Raw genomic sequence first — 20,781 nt, 5'->3', positions numbered from 1 at the left:
CTCCCGCGATCAGCTGTTGAACGGCATGTTGAAATGCTTCAACAGCGCCTTCGCTTCCGCGTCTTGCGAAGCGGTGGTGCAGATGATGATGTCCATGCCCAGAACCTCATCGACCTTGTCGAAGTCGATTTCCGGGAACACGATCTGCTCTTTCAGGCCCATCGCGTAGTTGCCACGACCATCGAACGAGGTGCCCTTGACGCCGCGGAAGTCGCGGACGCGCGGCAGCGCGATGTTGATCAGGCGATCGAGGAATTCATACATCCGGTCACCGCGCAGCGTGACCTTGCAGCCCAGCGGCATCTCCTCACGGACGCGGAAGCCGGCGATCGACTTCTTGGCCTTGGTGATGACAGCCTTCTGGCCGGCGATCTGCGAAAGCTCCTCGGCGGCCTGCTTGACCTTCTTGGTGTCTTTCACGGCTTCGCCGACACCCATGTTCAGGACGATCTTGTCCAGACGCGGGATCTGCATGTCGTTCTTGTAGCCGAATTCTTCCTTCATCGCGGCCCGGATCTGATCCTTGTAGACCGTCTTCAGGCGCGGCGTATAGGTGGCTTGGTCCAGCATCAGATGGCCTCCCCGGTGGTCTTGGCGAAACGCACCTTCTTGCCGTCTTCCATACGGAAGCCGACGCGGGTGGCCTTGCCTTCCTTGTCCATCAGCGCAAGGTTCGACAGGTCGATCGGCATGGCTTTCGCCACGCGGCCGCCCTGTGCGGTCTGCGTCTGACGCTGGTGACGGATGGCCATGTTCACGCCATCAACGATCGCCTTGTTCTCTTTCGGAAGAACCGTGGTGATCTCACCCTGCTTGCCCTTGTCCTTGCCGGCGAGCACGACGACCTTGTCGCCCTTGCGAAGCTTCGCAGCCATCACAGCACCTCCGGAGCGAGCGAGATGATCTTCATGAAGTTCTTGGCGCGCAGCTCGCGCACGACCGGCCCGAAGATACGGGTACCGACCGGCTCACCCTGGTTGTTCAGGATGACGGCGGCGTTGCGGTCGAAGCGAATCGACGTGCCGTCTTCACGACGGACTTCTTTGGCGGTGCGCACGACGACGGCCTTGCGGACGTCACCTTTCTTCACGCGGCCGCGCGGGATGGCTTCCTTAACGGAAACGACAATGATGTCGCCCACCGACGCATAGCGACGGTGCGAACCACCCAGGACCTTGATGCACTGCACCCGGCGAGCGCCGGAGTTGTCAGCAACATCCAGATTGGTCTGCATCTGGATCATTTGGTTTCTCCCGACCTTTGGGGACGCCTGATGCAGTCAGGGCCCCAGGGTTTCGACAAACTGTCGGATGACGCGGGGCCTCAGGCCTCGACGACAACCGTCCAGCGTTTCGTCTTCGAAATCGGCGCGCATTCCTCAATACGAACGGTATCGCCGACCTTGAATTGGTTGTTGGCGTCGTGAGCCCGGTATTTCTTGGACTTACGAACGGTTTTCTGCAGCAGCGGGTGCTTGAAGCGGCGTTCGACAAGAACCGTGATCGTCTGATCGTTCTTGTCCGAGGTCACGGTGCCTTGCAGGATACGTTTGGGCATTCTCGGAAACTCCTCAGTTCGCGGCTTCAGCGGCTTTTTGGTTCAGCACCGTCTTGATGCGGGCGACGTCACGACGAACGGCACGCATGCGGGCGGTGTTCTCAAGCTGACCGGTGGCCTGCTGGAAGCGAAGGTTGAAGGCTTCCTTCTTCAGGGCGACCAGTTCGTCACGAAGCTGGTCAGGCGTCTTCGCCTTGAGTTCTTGGGCGTTCATCCCAGGTCCTTTCTTGCATCAGAGGGCCCCTGGCGGGTGACCCTGCATCTGATGGGTTATGTCCATCCCGTCTCCAGGATCGGCGCGATATATCACCGGCTTTCCCAACTGGCAATGGCAAGCCGAAAGAAAAAGCGGTCCCCCGGGGATATTCCCGGGGGACCGCGTTCATTTGCGTCTGCTTACCAGTCTTCGCGCGCGACAATACGCGTCATGACCGGCAGCTTGTTCGCACCAAGGCGCAGCGCCTCACGCGCAATGGATTCGGCCACACCGTCGATTTCGAACATGATTCGACCCGGTTTCACCTTGGCCGCCCAATAATCGACAGAGCCCTTACCCTTACCCATCCGAACTTCGGTGGGCTTCGAGGAGACCGGCACGTCCGGGAACACGCGGATCCAGACCCGGCCCTGACGCTTCATATGACGGGTGATCGCGCGGCGGGCCGCTTCGATCTGCCGCGCGGTGACGCGCTCAGGCTCGGTCGCCTTGAGTGCAAAGGACCCGAAGTTCAGGTTGAAACCACCTTTGGCTTCGCCGTGAATCCGGCCCTTGTGCTGTTTGCGGAACTTGGTCCGTTTCGGTTGCAGCATCTTGTGTTACTCCTCAGCGGGCGTCACGGCGCGGGCCACGCGGAGCCGGGCCTTCCTGGGCCTCGGCAGCCTTGCGGTCGCGCGCTTGCGGATCATGTTCCATGATCTCGCCTTTGAAGATCCAGACTTTCACCCCGATGATCCCATAAGGGGTCGAGGCTTCGTCCAGCGCGTAATCGATGTCGGCGCGCAGCGTATGCAGCGGCACACGACCTTCACGATACCATTCGGTCCGCGCGATTTCCGCACCACCCAGACGACCCGCGACATTGACACGGATGCCAAGGGCACCCATGCGCATCGCGTTCTGAACCGCGCGCTTCATCGCACGACGGAAGGACACGCGGCGCTCAAGCTGCTGTGCGATCGATTCGGCGACCAGCTGGGCGTCCAGTTCGGGCTTGCGAACCTCAACGATGTTAAGGTGCAGTTCCGACTTGGTGAAGTTCGCCAGCTTCTTGCGCAGGGTTTCGATATCGGCGCCTTTCTTGCCGATGATCACACCCGGGCGCGCGGCATGAATGGTCACGCGGCACTTCTTGTGCGGACGCTCGATGATCACGCGGCTGATACCCGCCTGCTTGGCCTCTTCGTGAATGAAATCACGCATCTTGAGGTCTTCAAGCAGCAGGTTGCCGTAGTCTTTCGATTCGGCGAACCAGCGACTGTCCCAGGTGCGGTTGACCTGGAGACGCATCCCAATGGGGTTAACCTTCTGTCCCATTACGCACGCTCCTCGACTTGACGCACCTTGATGGTGATTTCCGAAAACGGCTTCATGATCTTGCCGAACCGGCCACGCGCCCGCGGACGGCCGCGCTTCATCACCAGGTTCTTGCCGACCCAGGCTTCCGCAACCACCAGGTTGTCGACATCCAGACCGTGGTTGTTTTCCGCATTGGCGATCGCCGACTGCAGGCACTTCTTCACGTCGCCCGCGATCCGCTTCTTCGAGAAGGTCAGATCGGCCAGAGCCTTGTCCACCTTCTTGCCGCGGATCAGCGCGGCGACGAGGTTGAGTTTCTGCGGCGAGGTGCGAAGCATGCGCGTCTTCGCCATCGCCTCGTTATCCGCCACGCGGCGCGGATTCTGTTCCTTACCCATGGCGCTTACTTCCTCTTGGCTTTCTTGTCGGCAGCGTGACCGTAATAGGTCCGGGTCGGCGAATATTCACCGAACTTCTGACCGATCATCTCTTCGGTCACGTTGACCGGGATGTGCTTCTGACCGTTGTAGACCCCGAAGGTGAGGCCGACGAACTGCGGCAGGATGGTGGAACGGCGCGACCAGATCTTGATCACTTCGCTTTTGCCCGACGCGCGCGCTTTTTCCGCTTTCTTCAGCAGATAGGCGTCAACGAAAGGGCCTTTCCAAACAGAACGTGCCATATCTTAACGACCCTTCTTAGCGTGACGCGAGCGGACGATGTATTTGTCCGTCGACTTGTTCTTGCGGGTCCGATTGCCCTTGGTGCCCTTGCCCCAGGGCGTCACCGGGTGACGACCACCCGAGGTCCGGCCCTCACCACCGCCGTGCGGGTGGTCAATCGGGTTCATGGCAACACCACGAACGGTCGGGCGTACGCCCATGTGCCGCTTGCGGCCGGCCTTGCCGAGGTTCTGGTTCGAGTGATCGGCATTCGACACCGCACCCACGGTCGCCATGCATTCCTGGCGCACCATGCGCAGCTCGCCCGAAGACAGGCGGATCTGGGCATAGCCACCATCGCGGCCGACGAACTGGGCATAGGTCCCCGCGGCACGCGCCAGCTGGCCACCCTTGCCGGGTTTCAGCTCGACGTTGTGGACGATCGTACCGATCGGCATGCCCGAAAACGGCATCGCGTTGCCCGGCTTGATGTCGCACTTGGCGCCGGCAATGATCTTGTCACCCACCGCAAGGCGCTGGGGCGCCAGGACATAGGCCTGCTCGCCATCTTCGTATTTGACCAGCGCGATGAACGCGGTGCGGTTGGGATCGTATTCAATCCGCTCGACCGTCGCGGCCACATCGAACTTGCGGCGTTTGAAATCAACGATGCGGTACAGGCGCTTCGCCCCACCGCCCTTGTGCCACATGGTGACGCGCCCGGTATTGTTCCGGCCACCCGTCTTGGTCAGACCCTCGGTGAGGGCTTTGACGGGGCGGCCTTTCCAAAGCTCCGAACGGTCGATCAGAACCAGCCCACGCTGGCCAGGCGTCGTCGGCTTATACGACTTGAGTGCCATGCTCTCTGTCTTCCGTTGCTTTGGACCATAGGTCCGTTTCGTATGGGGTCGCGTGCACGGCCCCGCTCATGTCCTCCGGTCGCCCGGAAACATAAAACTCAACGGCCCCGGAACCCGGGGCCGCGAGATTCGTCTGGCTTCTATCAGAGGCCGGTGGAGACGTCGATAGTGTTTCCGTCTTCCAGCGTGACATAGGCCTTTTTCACGTCGCTGCGCGAACCCAGCTGGCCGCGGAAGCGCTTGACCTTGCCCTTGGTGATGGTGGTGTTGACCGCCTTCACCTTGACGCCAAACAGGGCCTCGACCGCTTCCTTGATCTGCGGCTTGTTGGCATCCTTCGCCACCTGGAACACCACGGCGCCGTTTTCGGACGCCATCGTGGCTTTCTCGGTGATGATCGGCTTGACGATCACGTCGTAATGTTCAGCTTTCGCGCTCATTTCAGACGAGCCTCCAGAGCTTCGACACCCGCCTTCGTGATCACCAGCGTGTCACGCTTCAGGATGTCATAGACGTTGGCGCCCATCGACGGCAGGATATCGATGCCTTCGATGTTGCGCGCGGCGCGGGCAAAATTCTCGTTCACGTCGGCCCCGTCGATGATCAGGACGCGCTTCCAGCCCAGTTCCTTCGCGGCTTTGGCCAGAATCGCGGTCTTGGCTTCGGGCATCACGACATCTTCCAGAACGACCAGATTGCCGGTCGCGGCCTTCGACGACAGCGCGTGCTTCAGACCCAGCGCCCGGAACTTCTTGGGCAGGTCGTGGGCGTGGCTGCGCGGGGTCGGGCCCTTGTAGACACCACCGTGACGGAAGATCGGTGCCTTCTTGGACCCGTGACGTGCGCCACCGGTACCCTTCTGGCGGTAGATCTTCTTGGTCGAGTAGGACACTTCCGACTTGGTCAGAACCGAGTGGGTGCCCTGCTGCGCCTTTGCACGCTGCCAGCGCACGACGCGGTGCAGGATGTCCGCACGCGGCTCCAGCCCGAAGATGTCATCGGACAGTTCGATCGAACCGGCCTTGCCGGCGTCGAGCTTGATCACATCGAGTTTCATGCTTCACCCCCTTCGGCGGCAACTTCTTCCGCCGGAGCAGCCGAGGCCGAACCCTTCAGGGCCGCAGGCATCGGAACGTCCTTCGGCAGCGGCTTCTTGACCGCATCCTTGATCGTGACCCAGCCGCCCTTGGCGCCCGGAACCGAGCCCTTGACCAGGATCAGGCCGCGGTCGGCATCCGTCTTGACAACCTGGATGTTCTGGGTGGTGACACGCACCGCGCCCAGATGGCCGGCCATCTTCTTACCCTTGAACACCTTGCCCGGGTCCTGGCACTGGCCGGTCGAACCGTGCGAACGGTGCGAAATCGACACGCCGTGCGAGGCCCGCAGACCGCCGAAGTTGTGCCGCTTCATGACGCCCGCGAAGCCTTTACCGATCGAGGTGCCGGCGATGTCGACGAACTGACCGGCATTGTAGTGTTCGGCCGAGATTTCGGCGCCCACTTCGATCAGGTTTTCCGGCGACACACGGAACTCCGCAACCTTGCGCTTCGGGGCCACGTTCGCCTTGGCGAAATGGCCGCGCAGTGCGGCGGTGGTGCGCTTGGCCTTGGCATTGCCCGCGCCCAGCTGAACGGCGGTGTAGCCATCCTTGTCGGCGGTGCGCTGCGCGACGACCTGCAGATTGTCGAGCTGAAGAACGGTCACAGGAACCTGCTTGCCGTCTTCAAGGAACAGCCGGGTCATGCCCAGCTTCTTGGCGATAACACCAGAACGCATGAGCCCCTCCTCAGACCTTGATCTCGACGTCGACACCGGCGGCCAGGTCGAGCTTCATCAGCGCGTCCACGGTTTGCGGGGTCGGATCGACGATGTCGAGAAGACGCTTGTGCGTGCGGATCTCCCACTGGTCGCGCGACTTCTTGTCGATGTGCGGGCCACGCAGAACAGTGAATTTCTCAATCTTGTTCGGCAGCGGAATCGGGCCGCGAACCTGTGCACCGGTGCGCTTGGCGGTGTTCACGATTTCCTGGGTGCTGGCGTCCAGCACGCGGTAATCGAACGCCTTGAGCCGGATGCGAATGTTTTGACCAGTCATGGTATTCCCTTTTCGCAGGGCTTTCAGGTTGAGAGGCAGACACCGCCGCATGCGACGCCTGCTTCGAACCGCAATCTCTTGGAGATCAGGCGCGCGTCCTACGGCGCATTGCCCGGTCTGTCAAGAGCAATTGGCGCGCCTTTCGGCGCACCAATCCATTTCCTAGCAAGGACGGAACGGGCCACATGGCCCGTCCGCGCCATCACTTGATGATTTTCGACACGACGCCTGCGCCGACGGTGCGGCCGCCTTCACGGATGGCGAAGCGCAATTTTTCTTCCATCGCGATCGGGGCGATCAGCTCGACCTCGAACTTCAGGTTGTCGCCCGGCATCACCATCTCGGTGCCTTCCGGCAGCTTCACGGTGCCGGTCACGTCGGTGGTGCGGAAATAGAACTGCGGGCGATAGTTCGCGAAGAACGGCGTGTGGCGGCCGCCTTCTTCCTTGGTCAGGATGTAGGCCTCGGCCTCGAACTGGGTGTGCGGCTTCACCGAACCCGGCTTGCACAGCACCTGACCACGTTCCACGCCGTCACGGTCCACGCCGCGCAGCAGCGCGCCGATGTTGTCGCCCGCCTCGCCGCGGTCCAGCAGCTTGCGGAACATTTCAACGCCGGTGCAGACCGACTTCTTCGTGTCGCGGATGCCCACGATCTCGACTTCGTCGCCCACGTTGATCACGCCACGTTCCACACGGCCGGTCACAACCGTGCCGCGCCCCGAGATCGAGAAAACGTCTTCGATCGGCATCAGGAACGGCTGGTCAACCGCACGCGCCGGCGTCGGGATGTAGTCGTCAACCGCCTTGATCAGTTCGCGGATCGAATTCTCGCCGATCTCCGGGTCACGGCCTTCCAGCGCCGCCAGCGCCGAGCCCTTGACGATCGGAATGTCGTCGCCGGGGTAGTCGTAGGACGACAGAAGTTCACGCACTTCCATCTCGACCAGTTCCAGCAGTTCCGGGTCGTCAACCTGGTCGACCTTGTTCATGTAGACGACCATGTAGGGGATGCCCACCTGACGGCCAAGCAGAATGTGCTCGCGCGTCTGCGGCATCGGGCCGTCGGCCGCGTTCACCACAAGGATCGCGCCGTCCATCTGCGCAGCACCCGTGATCATGTTCTTCACATAGTCCGCGTGGCCGGGGCAGTCGACGTGCGCGTAGTGGCGGCTCTCGGATTCATATTCCACATGCGCCGTCGAGATCGTGATCCCGCGCGCACGCTCTTCCGGCGCACCGTCAATCGCGTCGTAGGCCTTGAATTCGCCAAAATACTTCGTGATCGCAGCCGTCAGCGTCGTCTTGCCGTGGTCAACGTGACCAATGGTCCCGATGTTGACGTGCGGTTTCGTCCGTTCAAACTTTGCCTTTGCCATGATGGCCTCCTGGTTCGATGGCGGTGCGCACGTTGGCGCACCCTACGGGGGTAGGGTGGGCAGGTCTGCCCACCGCTCTTATGCGTATTTCTTCTGGATTTCGTCCGAGATGTTCTGCGGCACGGCGTCGTAGTGATCGAAGATCATCGTGAACACCGCACGACCCGAGGACATCGAGCGCAGGTTGTTGATGTAGCCGAACATGTTCGCCAGCGGCACCATCGCGGTGATCACGTTGGCGTTGCCGCGGCTGTCCTGCCCCTGGACCATGCCCCGACGCGAGGTCAGGTCGCCGATAATGCCGCCGGTATATTCTTCCGGGGTCACCACTTCGACTTTCATGATCGGTTCAAGCAGCTTCGCACCGGCCTTCTTCAGGCCTTCGCGCATCGCCGCGCGGGACGCGATTTCGAACGCCAGCACGGACGAGTCGACATCGTGGAAAGCACCGTCGATCAGCGCCACCTTGAAGTCGATCACCGGGAAACCCGCCAGCGGACCGGAGTCCATGACCGACTTGATGCCCTTTTCGACGCCGGGAATATATTCCTTCGGCACCGAACCACCAACGATCTTCGATTCGAAGGAGTAGCCTTCGCCCGGTTCGGTCGGGGTGATCACCAGCTTGATGCGCGCGAACTGGCCGGTACCGCCGGTCTGCTTCTTGTGCGTATAGTCGATCTCGGCTTCGCGCGAGATGGTTTCGCGATAGGCCACCTGCGGGGCACCGATATTCGCCTCGACCTTGAACTCGCGCCGCATGCGGTCGACGAGGATGTCGAGGTGAAGTTCACCCATGCCCTTCATGATGGTCTGACCCGATTCGAAATCGGTCTCGACGCGGAACGACGGGTCTTCGGCGGCCAGACGGGCCAGCGCAAGGCCCATTTTTTCCTGGTCGGCCTTCGACTTCGGTTCCACGGCGATCTCGATCACCGGCTCGGGGAAGGTCATCGTTTCCAGAACAACCGGCTTCGTCGGATCGCACAGGGTGTCACCGGTGGTGGTCTCTTTCAGACCGGCCAGCGCGATGATGTCGCCCGCGAAGGCTTCGTCGATTTCCTCACGCTGGACGGCGTGCATCATCATCATGCGGCCGACGCGTTCCCGCTTGCCCTTGGTCGCGTTCAGCATCTGGTCGCCCTTCTTGAGGACGCCCGAATAAATCCGCGTGAAGGTCAGCGAGCCGACGAAGGGGTCGTTCATGATCTTGAACGCCAGACCCGAGAAGGGTTCGGTATCTTCGGGCTTGCGCGCGATGTTGCGCGTTTCGGTCTCGTCACCCGGGGCAAAGCCCATGTAGGGCGGGATGTCCAGCGGGCTGGGCAGATAGTCGACAACCGCGTTCAGCAGCGCCTGCACACCCTTGTTCTTGAAGGCCGAGCCGCCCAGAACCGGAACGAAGGCCATCGCCAGCGTGCCCTTGCGGATCAGCGCGCGCAGCGTGTCCACGTCGGGCTCGGTGCCCTCCAGGTAGGCTTCCATCGCGGCATCGTCCTGCTCAACGGCAAGCTCGATCAGGGTCGCGCGCCGCTCTTCGGCTTCGCCCTTCAGATCGTCACGGATCGGACGGTGGACCCAAGTGGCGCCGACGTCATCGCCTTCCCAGACCCATTCTTCCATGGTGACCAGATCAACGATGCCTTCCAGCTTGTCTTCCGCGCCGATCGGGAACGCGATCGGGGCCGGGGTGGCGCCGGTGCGGTCCTTGATCATGTGCAGGCACTTCTGGAAGTCGGCGCCGATCTTGTCCATCTTGTTGACGAACACAATCCGCGGCACACCGTAGCGGTCAGCCTGACGCCACACCGTTTCAGTCTGCGGTTCCACGCCGGCGTTGCCGTCCAGCAGGCAGACGGCACCGTCCAGAACCGCCAGCGAACGTTCCACCTCGATGGTAAAGTCCACGTGGCCGGGGGTGTCGATGATGTTGAAGCGGTGCTTGGGCGAATCCGGGCTTTGACCGTCGTAGGTCTTTTCCCAGAACGTCGTGGTCGCGGCCGAGGTGATGGTGATCCCGCGTTCCTGTTCCTGCTCCATCCAGTCCATGGTCGAGGCGCCATCGTGCGTCTCGCCCATCTTGTGGGACTTGCCGGTGTAGAACAGGATCCGCTCGGTCGTGGTGGTCTTGCCCGCGTCGATGTGGGCCATGATCCCGAAGTTGCGGTAAAGGTTCAGCGGATATTCGCGTGCCATGATGCCCCCTTACCAGCGATAATGGCTGAACGCTTTGTTCGCGTCGGCCATCTTGTGGGTGTCTTCACGCTTCTTCACGGCCGAACCACGCGAATTCACCGCATCCAGAAGTTCGCCGGCAAGGCGCTCTTCCATGGTGTTTTCGTTACGGTTCTTCGCGGCGGTAATCAGCCAGCGGATCGCCAGGGCCTCACGGCGGGTCGGACGGACCTCGACCGGGACCTGGTAGGTCGCACCACCGACGCGGCGCGAACGCACCTCGACGGAGGGTTTCACATTGTCCAGCGCTTCGTGGAACACTTCGATCGGCTCGCGCTTCAGCTTGCCCTCGACCCGCTCCAGCGCGGAATAGACGATACGTTCGGCAACGGATTTCTTGCCGTCGATCATCAGGTTATTCATGAATTTGGTCAGAACGCGGTCACCATACTTGGCGTCCGGCAGAACTTCGCGCTTCTCAGCGGCGTGACGACGAGACATCTGTAGATCTCCTTACTTCGGACGCTTCGCGCCGTATTTCGAACGACGCTGACGACGGTCTTTGACGCCCTGCGTATCGAGAACACCGCGCAGGATGTGGTAACGAACGCCCGGAAGGTCCTTCACCCGGCCGCCACGGATCAGAACCACCGAGTGTTCCTGAAGGTTGTGCTTTTCACCGGGGATGTAGCTGATCACTTCAAAGCCGTTGGTCAGACGGACCTTGGCAACTTTCCGCATGGCGGAGTTCGGCTTTTTCGGCGTCGTCGTGTAGACGCGCGTGCAAACGCCACGCTTTTGCGGGCAGGACTGGAGGTGCTGCGACTTTGAACGCTGCACCTTGGGCTGCCGCGGTTTGCGGATCAGCTGTTGGATCGTCGGCATTAGGTTCGCCCTATATTTGCAACCCGTTTAATCATCGCCCGTCAGCGACTTTCGGGGGCATTTCACATCATCGGCGCCTTGCGCGTCCGCAAATCGCCATAACCGCAAACGCCCCCTTGCGGGGACGGTGCGGCCCAGTTTCAGAGGATCGGGGCCAGGCCCGGATCTTGACCACATAGAATATGGGGCCCGCCAGACAGACTGCGCCCGTCGGGTAGCGCGGCGTATAGGGGGAGTCGGGATGCTTGTCAACACTGGCCCTTATCGCGCCCGCGCCAGCTTGCGTTCACGGTGGAAGGTGTAGATGCCGGTGGCGACAACAATGGCCGCGCCGGCAAAGGTCGCAAGATCCGGCCAGTCGCCGAACACGACCCAGCCCAGAACCAGGGCAAAGATCAGGCCGACATAGCGCAGCGGCGCGACCACGTCCACATCCCCGACCCGCATCGCCGCGATCACGCCCAGATAACCCGTGATCAGGAAGGCCGCGCAAAGACAGACCAGCGCCCACTGCCCCGCCGAGACAGGCACCCAGCCCCCGACGAAGCCCATCCAGATCGCCCCCATCCCCATCACCGCGACCGATGCAACAAGCGCGACAATGACCGAAGGAACCGCGCGGTCCAGCTGGCGCGTGGTCAGGTCCCGCACCACCACAAAGCCAACGGTCAGCAGTCCAAGGATCGACTCGACCCCGAAGGCACCAGCACCGGGCCTGACGATCAGCATCACCCCGGCGAAGCCGATGATGATGGCGGCCAACCGGCGCACGCCGATCGGGGCACGCAGGAACAAGGCCGCTGCCAGCGTCACCGCAAGCGGCACGGATTGCATGATTGCCGTCAGCGTGGCCAACGGCATCGTGACCAACGCGACCAGAAAGGTGATACTGGCTGCCACCTCGCCAAAGGTGCGCCAGCCAATCAGGCGCAGGTCACGCAGGTCGGGGCAGAAACCAAGCACCCGCTGATGGGCGGCCAGCGCCGCAAGCGCCACCGTCGTCGGAACCCCGCGCAGAAAGATCGCCTGCGCCAAAGGCATCTGCTGGCTGAGGTATTTCATGATCGCGTCGTTGCAGACGAATCCGGCCGCCGCCAGCGTCATCAGGATTATTCCACGCAGATTGTTGGTCATGCCTTGCCCATCCCGTGAAAAAAGGCCCCGCTGGATGCGGGGCCTTTCCATCTGGTCTTCGGATCAGTCTCGGCTTTCCGGGGTTTCCACCGGGCCAAAGTCCGGCTCGGTGGCTTCGGCCACATCCAACGGCGCAACCAGCGCGGCCGCGGCTTCGGCCTCGGCCCGACGGGCTTCGATGACCGTGTGGTCGCGTTCGGCCGCGATCTTGCGCACACGGGTCGTTGCCCCGCCCGTGCCCGCCGGGATCAGGCGGCCGACGATGACGTTTTCCTTCAGCCCCACCAGCTTGTCGCGCTTGCCCTGAACCGAGGACTCGGTCAGCACGCGGGTGGTTTCCTGGAAGGATGCCGCCGAGATGAACGAGCGGGTCTGCAGGCTTGCCTTGGTGATGCCCAGCAGCACCGGCTCACCATGCGCGGGCCGACCGCCACGCGCTTCGACCTTGGCATTCTCCTCGTCGAATTCGGCCTTGTCGACATGCTCACCCTTGAGCAGCGTCGTATCGCCCGAATCGAGGATCTCGATCTTCTGCAGCATCTGGCGAACGATCACCTCGATGTGCTTGTCGTTGATCTTCACGCCCTGCAGTCGGTAGACGTCCTGCACCTCGTCGATCAGGTAGTCGGTCAGGGCCTCGATCCCCATGATCCGCAGGATGTCATGCGGGGCCGGATTGCCGTCCATGATGTAGTCACCCTTCTGCACGAAGTCGCCTTCCTGCACCGGGATGTGCTTGCCTTTCGGCACCATGTATTCGACAGGTTCCAGCCCTTCCTGCGTCGGTTCGATGGCGATGCGGCGCTTGTTCTTGTAGTCTTTGCCAAAGCGCACATAGCCGTCGATCTCGGCGATGATGGCGTGATCCTTGGGACGACGGGCCTCGAACAGTTCCGCCACGCGGGGCAGACCCCCGGTGATGTCCTTGGTCTTGGCACCTTCGCGCGGGATCCGGGCGACCACGTCACCGGCCTTGATCTCTTGCCCCTCCTCGATCGACAGAATCGCGTCGACCGACATCGGGTAGGTGATCGGGTTACCGGCCTCATTGCGTACCGGCTCGCCATCGGCGCTCACCAGGATGATCTCGGGCTTCAGGTCGTTGCCTTTCGGCGCGTTGCGCCAATCGGTCACGATCTTCTGGGTCATGCCGGTGGCATCGTCGGTTTCGTCCCGCACCGAGATGCCCGAAACCAGGTCCACAAACCGCGCCACACCCGCCTTTTCGGCGATGATCGGCAGGGTATAGGGATCCCATTCGAACAGCTTGGTGCCGCGTTTGACCGCATCGCCTTCCTTGACGAACAGCTTCGAGCCGTAGGACAGCTTGTGGCTGGCCCGCTCTTCGCCCTGATCGTCAACGATCAGGACCTGCATGTTCCGGCCCATGACGATCTGATCGCCCGAAGCGTTTTTCAGCAACGAAGCGTTGCGGAACTCGATCCGGCCTTCCTGGCTTGCCTCAAGGAAGGATTGCTGGCCACCCTGCGCGATACCGCCAATGTGGAAGGTCCGCATCGTCAGCTGCGTGCCCGGCTCCCCGATCGACTGCGCGGCGATGATGCCGACAGCTTCACCGATGTTGACCAGCGTGCCGCGCGCAAGATCGCGACCGTAGCACAGCGCGCAGACGCCTTCCTCGGCCTCGCAGGTCAGCGCCGAACGGATACGCACCGACTGGATGCCCGCCCCCTCGATCGCATCGGCCTTGCGTTCGTCGATCAGTTCGTTCTTGCGCACCAGCACCTCTTCGGTGCCGGGAACAAGAATGTCATCGGCGGCGACACGGCCCAGCACACGTTCGGACAGCGGCGCGACCACCTCACCATCGTTGACCGCCGCGGTTGCGGTGATCGCACGTTCGGTGCCGCAGTCATGGCTGCGCACGATGCAATCCTGCGCCACGTCGACCAGACGGCGGGTCAGATAACCCGAGTTCGCCGTTTTCAACGCGGTATCGGCCAGACCCTTCCGGGCACCGTGGGTCGAGTTGAAGTATTCAAGAACGGTCAGGCCTTCCTTGAAGTTCGAGATGATCGGCGTCTCGATGATCTCGCCCGACGGCTTGGCCATCAGGCCGCGCATCCCGCCCAGCTGCTTCATCTGGGCCGGCGACCCCCGCGCCCCGGAATGCGACATCATGTAGACCGAATTCGGTTCCATTTCGGCGCCCGCGTCATCTACGCGAACCGCCGAAATTTCCTTCATCATCTCGGCTGCGACGGCATCGGAACATTTCGACCAGGCATCGACGACCTTGTTGTACTTTTCACCCTGAGTGATCAGGCCGTCCATGTATTGCTGTTCGAATTCCTTTACCTGATCGCGGACACCATTCACGATATCCCACTTGGTATCGGGGATGACCATGTCGTCCTTGCCGAAGGAAATGCCGGCCTTGAACGCCTCGCGGAAGCCCATGCCCATGATCTGGTCGCAGAAGATGACCGATTCCTTCTGGCCGCAGTAGCGGTAGACGGTGTCGATCACATGCTGCACGTCCTTCTTGCGCAGCAGGCGGTTCACAAGCTCGAACGGCGCCTTGGTGTTCAGCGGCAGCAGCGCCCCCAGACGGACCCGGCCGGGGGTGGTTTCAAACCGCTTGAGGACTTCGTTGCCCTCATCGTCGATCTGCTTCACGCGGCACTGGATCCTGGAATGCAGGTGCACCGCACCGGCGTTCAGCGCATGTTCGACTTCCTCGACCGAACCAAAGACCATGCCTTCGCCCGGCATGCCCTTGCGTTCCATCGTGGTGTAATAAAGCCCCAGAACCATGTCCTGCGACGGAACGATGATCGGCGCGCCGTTGGCCGGCGACAGAACGTTGTTCGTCGACATCATCAACACGCGGGCTTCCAGCTGCGCCTCAAGGCTCAGCGGAACGTGAACGGCCATCTGGTCGCCGTCGAAGTCGGCGTTGAACGCCGAGCAGACCAGCGGGTGCAACTGGATCGCCTTGCCTTCGATCAGGATCGGCTCGAACGCCTGGATGCCCAGACGGTGCAGCGTGGGCGCACGGTTCAGCAGAACCGGATGCTCGCGGATCACCTCGTCCAGAATATCCCAGACCTCGGGACGTTCCTTTTCCACCAGCTTCTTCGCCTGCTTCACGGTGCTGGACAGGCCCTTGGCTTCCAGCCGCGAATAGATGAACGGCTTGAACAGTTCCAACGCCATCTTCTTCGGCAGGCCGCACTGGTGCAGTTTCAGTTCCGGGCCGGTCACGATAACCGAACGGCCCGAGAAGTCGACCCGCTTGCCCAGAAGGTTCTGGCGGAACCGGCCCTGCTTGCCCTTGAGCATGTCGGACAGCGATTTCAGCGGGCGCTTGTTGGTGCCCGTGATCACGCGACCGCGGCGGCCGTTGTCAAAGAGCGCATCAACCGATTCCTGCAGCATCCGCTTTTCGTTGCGCACAATGATGTCGGGCGCGCGCAGTTCGATCAGTCGCTTGAGACGGTTGTTCCGGTTGATGACCCGGCGATACAGGTCGTTCAGGTCCGAGGTCGCAAACCGGCCACCATCCAGCGGCACCAGCGGGCGCAGTTCCGGCGGGATCACCGGCAGCACGGTCAGCACCATCCATTCCGGCCGGTTGCCCGATTCCAGGAACGATTCCACGATCTTCAGCCGCTTGATGATCTTCTTCGGCTTCAGCTCGCCGGTGGCTTCCTTCAGCTCGTCGCGCAGCTGTTCGGCTGTGGCCTCCAGGTCGATCGCCGACAGCATTTCGCGGATCGCCTCGGCGCCGATATTGGCGGTGAAGGCATCGGCGCCATACTGATCCTGCGCGTCGAGATATTCTTCCTCGGTCAGCAGCTGGCCATAGGAAAGGTCCGTCAGACCCGGCTCGATCACGACATAGTTTTCAAAGTAAAGGATGCGTTCCAGATCGCGCAGGGTCATGTCCAGCATCAGGCCGATGCGCGACGGCAGCGACTTGAGGAACCAGATATGCGCAACCGGCGAGGCCAGTTCGATATGGCCCATACGCTCGCGCCGGACCTTCTGCAGGGTGACTTCGACGCCGCACTTTTCGCAGACGACGCCGCGATATTTCATGCGCTTGTACTTGCCGCACAGGCATTCGTAATCCTTGATCGGGCCAAAGATACGCGCACAGAACAGCCCGTCACGTTCGGGCTTGAACGTGCGATAGTTGATGGTCTCGGGCTTTTTGATTTCCCCGTAGGACCACGACAGGATGCGCTCGGGCGAGGCCAGCGAGATCTTGATCTCGTCGAACTGCTTGGGCGCGGCCAGCGGGTTGAACGGGTTCTGGGTGAGTTCCTGGTTCATCTGATATTCCTTGAATACGGGCAGAGGGGATGGCGTGAGGGGTCAGCCCCTCACTCCTCGTCCTCCGCATCCAGGAGTTCCATGTTGAGGCCGAGGCCCCGGACCTCTTTGACGAGAACGTTGAACGATTCCGGCACGCCGGCTTCGAAATTGTCCTCGCCCTTGACGATCGACTCATAGACCTTGGTGCGGCCCGCCACGTCGTCCGACTTCACGGTCAGCATTTCCTGAAGGGTGTAGGCGGCGCCATAGGCTTCCAGTGCCCAGACCTCCATCTCCCCAAGACGCTGGCCACCGAACTGCGCCTTGCCCCCCAGCGGCTGCTGGGTCACAAGCGAGTACGGCCCGGTCGAACGCGCGTGCATCTTGTCGTCGACCAGGTGGTGCAGCTTCAGAACGTATTTGACCCCCACGGTAACCGGGCGGGCAAACTGCTCGCCGGTGCGGCCGTCGAACACGATCGACTGCCCCGAGGTATCAAAGCCCGCACGGCGCAGCGCGTCGTTCACATCGGCCCCTTTCGCCCCGTCGAACACCGGCGTCGCAATCGGAACGCCACCACGGACGGTTTCCGCATGTTCGACCAGCTGATCGTCCGAAACATTGGCGAAGGCTTCTTCATAGGTGTCATCGCCATAGCCATGACGCATCGCCTCGCGCACCGGGGTCATGTCGCCCGAACGGCGATAGTCGCGCAGCGCCTCGTCGATCCGCAGGCCCAGGCCGCGCGCGGCCCAGCCCATGTGCGTTTCCAGGATCTGCCCGACGTTCATCCGCGAGGGCACGCCCAGCGGGTTCAGCACCAGGTCAACCGGGGTGCCATCGGCCAGGAAGGGCATGTCCTCCATCGGGACAACCTTCGACACAACACCCTTGTTGCCGTGACGACCGGCCATCTTGTCCCCGGCCTGAAGCTTGCGCTTCACCGCCACGAACACCTTGACCATCTTCATCACGCCCGGGGGCAGATCGTCGCCCTGACGGACCTTTTCAACCTTGTCCTCGAAACGATGATCCAGGGCACGCTTCTGCGCGTCGAACTGGTCGTTCAGCGCCTCGACTTCCTTGGCATCGTTCTCGTTTTCAAGGGCAAGCTGCCACCACTGGCCACGGCTCAGCGTGCCCAGCAGTTCTTCGGTGATCTCGGACCCGGCCTTGACGGTTTTCGGGCCTTTCACGGCGATCTTGCCCAGGATCAGGGTCTTCAGGCGCGCATAGATGTTGCGTTCCAGAATCGCCAGCTCGTCGTCACGGTCGCGGGCCAGACGCTCGACTTCCTCGCGCTCGATCTGCAGGGCGCGTTCGTCCTTGTCGACGCCGTGGCGGTTGAACACGCGCACTTCGACGATCGTGCCATAGGCCCCCGGCGGCAGACGCAGCGAGGTATCGCGCACGTCGGATGCCTTTTCGCCGAAGATGGCACGCAGAAGTTTCTCTTCCGGCGTCATCGGGCTTTCACCCTTGGGGGTGATCTTGCCCACCAGAATATCGCCCGGCCCCACTTCGGCGCCGATATAGACGATCCCGGCCTCGTCAAGGTTGCGCAACGCTTCCTCGCCGACGTTCGGGATGTCGCGGGTGATTTCCTCGGGGCCGAGCTTGGTATCGCGGGCCGCCACTTCGTATTCATCGATGTGGATCGAGGTGAACACGTCGTCGCGGTGGATACGTTCCGAGATCAGGATCGAGTCTTCGTAATTATAGCCGTTCCACGGCATGAAGGCCACGATCACGTTCCGGCCGATAGCCAGTTCGCCCTGATCGGTCGAGGGACCATCTGCGATGACCTGACCCTTGGACACCACATCCCCCACCTTGACCAGCGGGCGCTGGTTGATGGTCGAGGACTGGTTCGACCGCTTGAACTTGCGCAGGCGATAGATATCGACGCCCGCATCGCCCATGCCCAGGTCTTCGTTGGCGCGGATAACGATCCGCTGCGCATCGACCTGGTCAATGACGCCGCCGCGCCTGGCCATGATCGCCGCGCCGGAATCGCGGGCCACCACGGCTTCCATGCCGGTGCCGACGAACGGCGCTTCGGACCGCAGCAGCGGCACGGCCTGCCGCTGCATGTTAGACCCCATCAGCGCGCGGTTGGCGTCGTCATTTTCCAGGAAGGGGATCAGCGCCGCAGCAACCGAGACCAGCTGTTTCGGCGACACGTCGATCAGATCCACGGCCTCGGACGGATTCAGCATGAATTCGCCGCCCTGACGGGTCGAGACCAGATCGTTGACGAACCGGCCCTCGGCGTCCAGCTGGGCGTTGGCCTGCGCCACGGTGTGGCGCATTTCCTCGGTGGCCGACAGGTAAACGACATCGTCGGTCACCTTGCCATCCTCGACCTTGCGGTACGGGGTCTCGATAAAGCCGTATTTGTTGACACGGGCGAAGGTGGCCAACGAGTTGATCAGGCCGATGTTCTGGCCTTCGGGCGTTTCAATCGGGCACATCCGGCCATAGTGCGTCGGGTGAACGTCGCGCACTTCAAAGCCGGCGCGTTCGCGGGTCAGGCCACCCGGGCCAAGCGCCGACAGGCGGCGCTTGTGCGTCACTTCGGACAGCGGGTTGGTCTGGTCCATGAACTGCGACAGCTGGCTGGAGCCAAAGAATTCGCGCACCGCAGCCGCGGCCGGCTTGGCGTTGATCAGGTCCTGCGGCATGACCGTGTCGATCTCGACGCTGGACATGCGCTCTTTGATCGCGCGTTCCATCCGCAGCAGACCCACGCGATACTGGTTTTCCATCAGCTCGCCGACGGACCGCACGCGGCGGTTGCCAAGATGGTCGATATCGTCGATCTCGCCCTTGCCGTCGCGCAGTTCCACCAGACCCTTGATACAGGCGATGATGTCTTCACGGCGCAGCGTACGCTGGGTATCGGGGGCGTCCAGATCAAGGCGCATGTTCATCTTGACGCGGCCCACCGCGCTCAGATCGTAGCGTTCGGAATCAAAGAACAGGCTGTCGAACAGGGACGAGGCGGCCTCGACCGTCGGCGGCTCACCCGGGCGCATGACGCGATAGATGTCCATCAACGCCTGATCGCGGTTCATGTTCTTGTCCGCGGCCATGGTGTTGCGGATGTAGGGGCCGACGTTGATGTTGTCGATGTCCAGCACCGGAATGTCGGTGATGCCATTGTCCAGCAACGCCTTGACCGTGCCGCCCACCAGCTGGCCGTCGCGGTCGTATTCGGCGGTCAGTTCATCGCCCGCCTCGACATAGATGTAGCCGGTATCCTCGTTGATGATGTCCTTGGCGACGAAGCGGCCAAGGATATGCTCGAACGGCAGCAGAAGATCGGTGATCTTGCCGTCGTCGATCCACTTCTTGACCATGCGCGGGGTGGCCTTGTCACCCGCCTTCAGGATGACTTCGCCGGTGGCCGCATCGACCAGATCATAGGTCGGGCGGGTGCCACGCACACGTTCGGGGAAGAACTTGCTGACCCAGCCGCGCTTGCCCTCGGCGCGGAAGGTTACCGTGTTGTAATAGGCATCCATGATGCCTTCCTGATCCAGCCCCATCGCGTAAAGCAACGTGGTCACCGGCAGCTTGCGGCGGCGGTCGATGCGCGCGAAAACCAGGTCCTTGGCGTCGAACTCAAAGTCCAGCCAGCTGCCGCGGTAGGGGATGATGCGGCAGGCGAACAGCAGTTTCCCCGAGGAATGGGTCTTGCCGCGGTCATGGTCAAAGAACACGCCGGGCGAGCGGTGCATCTGGCTCACGATGACACGCTCGGTCCCGTTCACGATGAACGTACCGTTTGAGGTCATGAGCGGCATGTCGCCCATGAATACGTCCTGTTCCTTGATGTCCTTGACCGAACGCGCCCCGGTGGTTTCATCGACATCAAATACGATCAGGCGCAGCGTCACCTTCAGCGGGGCCGAATAGGTCATGTCGCGCTGCTGGCATTCCTCGACGTCGTATTTCGGCTTTTCCAGCTCATACTTGACGAATTCGAGGGTGGCGTTGTCGTTGAAATCCTTGATCGGGAAAACCGACTGGAAAACCCCCTGAATCCCCTCGCCATCAAGCGGCTTGTCAGCATCGCCCGAGCGCAGGAACAGGTCGTAGGAGGATTTCTGAACCTCAATGAGGTTCGGCATTTCGAGGACTTCGCGGATTTTGCCGTAGTAGCGGCGGATGCGCTTCTGACCAACGTAAGCTTGAGCCATGCTCGTCGTGACCTTTCGTCTCTTCGC

The 20,781-nt window shown here is 61.8% G+C and carries 21 protein-coding genes; all 21 read right to left on the bottom strand.

Annotation, left to right across the window (positions count from 1 at the left end; translation table 11 throughout):
- Nucleotides 1–9: 9 nt before the first annotated feature.
- Nucleotides 10–570, bottom strand: coding sequence for a 50S ribosomal protein L5 (gene rplE / locus ACK8OU_RS05370; RefSeq protein WP_410302343.1), 561 nt, complete (start codon nucleotides 568–570; stop codon nucleotides 10–12).
- Nucleotides 570–875, bottom strand: coding sequence for a 50S ribosomal protein L24 (gene rplX, locus ACK8OU_RS05365; RefSeq protein ID WP_410302342.1), 306 nt, complete (start codon nucleotides 873–875; stop codon nucleotides 570–572). Before rplX ends, rplE begins: the two co-directional genes overlap by 1 nt.
- Nucleotides 875–1,243 (bottom strand): 50S ribosomal protein L14, encoded by a 369-nt coding sequence (rplN, locus tag ACK8OU_RS05360; RefSeq protein WP_035714274.1) that lies wholly within the window; start codon nucleotides 1,241–1,243, stop codon nucleotides 875–877. The genes rplX and rplN overlap by 1 nt, the downstream gene beginning before the upstream one ends.
- A gap of 80 nt (nucleotides 1,244–1,323) precedes the next feature.
- The gene (gene rpsQ, locus ACK8OU_RS05355; protein ID WP_410302341.1) at nucleotides 1,324–1,557 is read right to left on the bottom strand and encodes a 30S ribosomal protein S17; all 234 of its coding nucleotides are present in this window, start codon (nucleotides 1,555–1,557) and stop codon (nucleotides 1,324–1,326) included.
- A gap of 13 nt (nucleotides 1,558–1,570) precedes the next feature.
- A complete protein-coding gene (rpmC, locus tag ACK8OU_RS05350) occupies nucleotides 1,571–1,771 on the bottom strand; it encodes a 50S ribosomal protein L29 (protein ID WP_250042327.1) in 201 nt (66 codons plus the stop codon).
- A 182-nt stretch (nucleotides 1,772–1,953) separates the two neighbouring features.
- A complete protein-coding gene (rplP, locus tag ACK8OU_RS05345; RefSeq protein ID WP_410302340.1) occupies nucleotides 1,954–2,367 on the bottom strand; it encodes a 50S ribosomal protein L16 in 414 nt (137 codons plus the stop codon).
- 13 nt (nucleotides 2,368–2,380) lie between these two features.
- A complete protein-coding gene (gene rpsC / locus ACK8OU_RS05340; RefSeq protein WP_250042332.1) occupies nucleotides 2,381–3,091 on the bottom strand; it encodes a 30S ribosomal protein S3 in 711 nt (236 codons plus the stop codon).
- Entirely contained in the window at nucleotides 3,091–3,471 is a 381-nt protein-coding gene (rplV, locus tag ACK8OU_RS05335) for a 50S ribosomal protein L22 (protein WP_250042334.1), read from the bottom strand. The genes rpsC and rplV overlap by 1 nt, the downstream gene beginning before the upstream one ends.
- A gap of 5 nt (nucleotides 3,472–3,476) precedes the next feature.
- Nucleotides 3,477–3,755, bottom strand: a complete 279-nt coding sequence (rpsS, locus tag ACK8OU_RS05330; RefSeq protein ID WP_250042336.1) for a 30S ribosomal protein S19 — start codon at nucleotides 3,753–3,755, stop codon at nucleotides 3,477–3,479.
- 3 nt (nucleotides 3,756–3,758) lie between these two features.
- Complete coding sequence (gene rplB, locus ACK8OU_RS05325) at nucleotides 3,759–4,595, bottom strand: 50S ribosomal protein L2 (RefSeq protein WP_410302339.1); 837 nt, start codon at nucleotides 4,593–4,595, stop codon at nucleotides 3,759–3,761.
- Between the two features lie 143 nt (nucleotides 4,596–4,738).
- On the bottom strand, nucleotides 4,739–5,035 hold the full coding sequence (locus ACK8OU_RS05320) for a 50S ribosomal protein L23 (protein WP_410302338.1): 297 nt from the start codon (nucleotides 5,033–5,035) through the stop codon (nucleotides 4,739–4,741).
- Nucleotides 5,032–5,652, bottom strand: a complete 621-nt coding sequence (rplD, locus tag ACK8OU_RS05315; protein WP_410302337.1) for a 50S ribosomal protein L4 — start codon at nucleotides 5,650–5,652, stop codon at nucleotides 5,032–5,034. The genes ACK8OU_RS05320 and rplD overlap by 4 nt, the downstream gene beginning before the upstream one ends.
- The gene (rplC, locus tag ACK8OU_RS05310; RefSeq protein WP_250042344.1) at nucleotides 5,649–6,374 is read right to left on the bottom strand and encodes a 50S ribosomal protein L3; all 726 of its coding nucleotides are present in this window, start codon (nucleotides 6,372–6,374) and stop codon (nucleotides 5,649–5,651) included. The genes rplD and rplC overlap by 4 nt, the downstream gene beginning before the upstream one ends.
- 10 nt (nucleotides 6,375–6,384) lie before the next feature.
- Nucleotides 6,385–6,693 carry a 30S ribosomal protein S10 gene (rpsJ, locus tag ACK8OU_RS05305; protein WP_036639457.1) on the bottom strand — a complete coding sequence of 103 codons (309 nt, stop codon included), beginning with the start codon at nucleotides 6,691–6,693 and terminating at the stop codon, nucleotides 6,385–6,387.
- Between the two features lie 202 nt (nucleotides 6,694–6,895).
- A complete protein-coding gene (gene tuf / locus ACK8OU_RS05300) occupies nucleotides 6,896–8,071 on the bottom strand; it encodes an elongation factor Tu (RefSeq protein ID WP_410302327.1) in 1,176 nt (391 codons plus the stop codon).
- A 78-nt stretch (nucleotides 8,072–8,149) separates the two neighbouring features.
- Nucleotides 8,150–10,267, bottom strand: coding sequence for an elongation factor G (gene fusA, locus ACK8OU_RS05295; protein ID WP_410302336.1), 2,118 nt, complete (start codon nucleotides 10,265–10,267; stop codon nucleotides 8,150–8,152).
- A 9-nt stretch (nucleotides 10,268–10,276) separates the two neighbouring features.
- Entirely contained in the window at nucleotides 10,277–10,747 is a 471-nt protein-coding gene (gene rpsG, locus ACK8OU_RS05290) for a 30S ribosomal protein S7 (RefSeq protein WP_250046523.1), read from the bottom strand.
- Between the two features lie 12 nt (nucleotides 10,748–10,759).
- The gene (gene rpsL, locus ACK8OU_RS05285; RefSeq protein WP_010399029.1) at nucleotides 10,760–11,131 is read right to left on the bottom strand and encodes a 30S ribosomal protein S12; all 372 of its coding nucleotides are present in this window, start codon (nucleotides 11,129–11,131) and stop codon (nucleotides 10,760–10,762) included.
- A 261-nt stretch (nucleotides 11,132–11,392) separates the two neighbouring features.
- Nucleotides 11,393–12,265 (bottom strand): DMT family transporter, encoded by an 873-nt coding sequence (locus ACK8OU_RS05280; protein ID WP_410302335.1) that lies wholly within the window; start codon nucleotides 12,263–12,265, stop codon nucleotides 11,393–11,395.
- Between the two features lie 63 nt (nucleotides 12,266–12,328).
- Nucleotides 12,329–16,567, bottom strand: a complete 4,239-nt coding sequence (gene rpoC, locus ACK8OU_RS05275; RefSeq protein ID WP_410302334.1) for a DNA-directed RNA polymerase subunit beta' — start codon at nucleotides 16,565–16,567, stop codon at nucleotides 12,329–12,331.
- A 50-nt stretch (nucleotides 16,568–16,617) separates the two neighbouring features.
- Nucleotides 16,618–20,754, bottom strand: a complete 4,137-nt coding sequence (gene rpoB, locus ACK8OU_RS05270; protein ID WP_410302333.1) for a DNA-directed RNA polymerase subunit beta — start codon at nucleotides 20,752–20,754, stop codon at nucleotides 16,618–16,620.
- Between the last annotated feature and the right edge of the window lie 27 nt (nucleotides 20,755–20,781).

Source organism: Pontitalea aquivivens (genome assembly GCF_046507575.1).
Taxonomy (GTDB): Bacteria; Pseudomonadota; Alphaproteobacteria; order Rhodobacterales; family Rhodobacteraceae; genus Pontitalea; species Pontitalea aquivivens.
The sequence above is the reverse complement of the archived record's forward strand: the minus strand, read 5'-3'. Positions and strand labels throughout refer to the sequence as shown.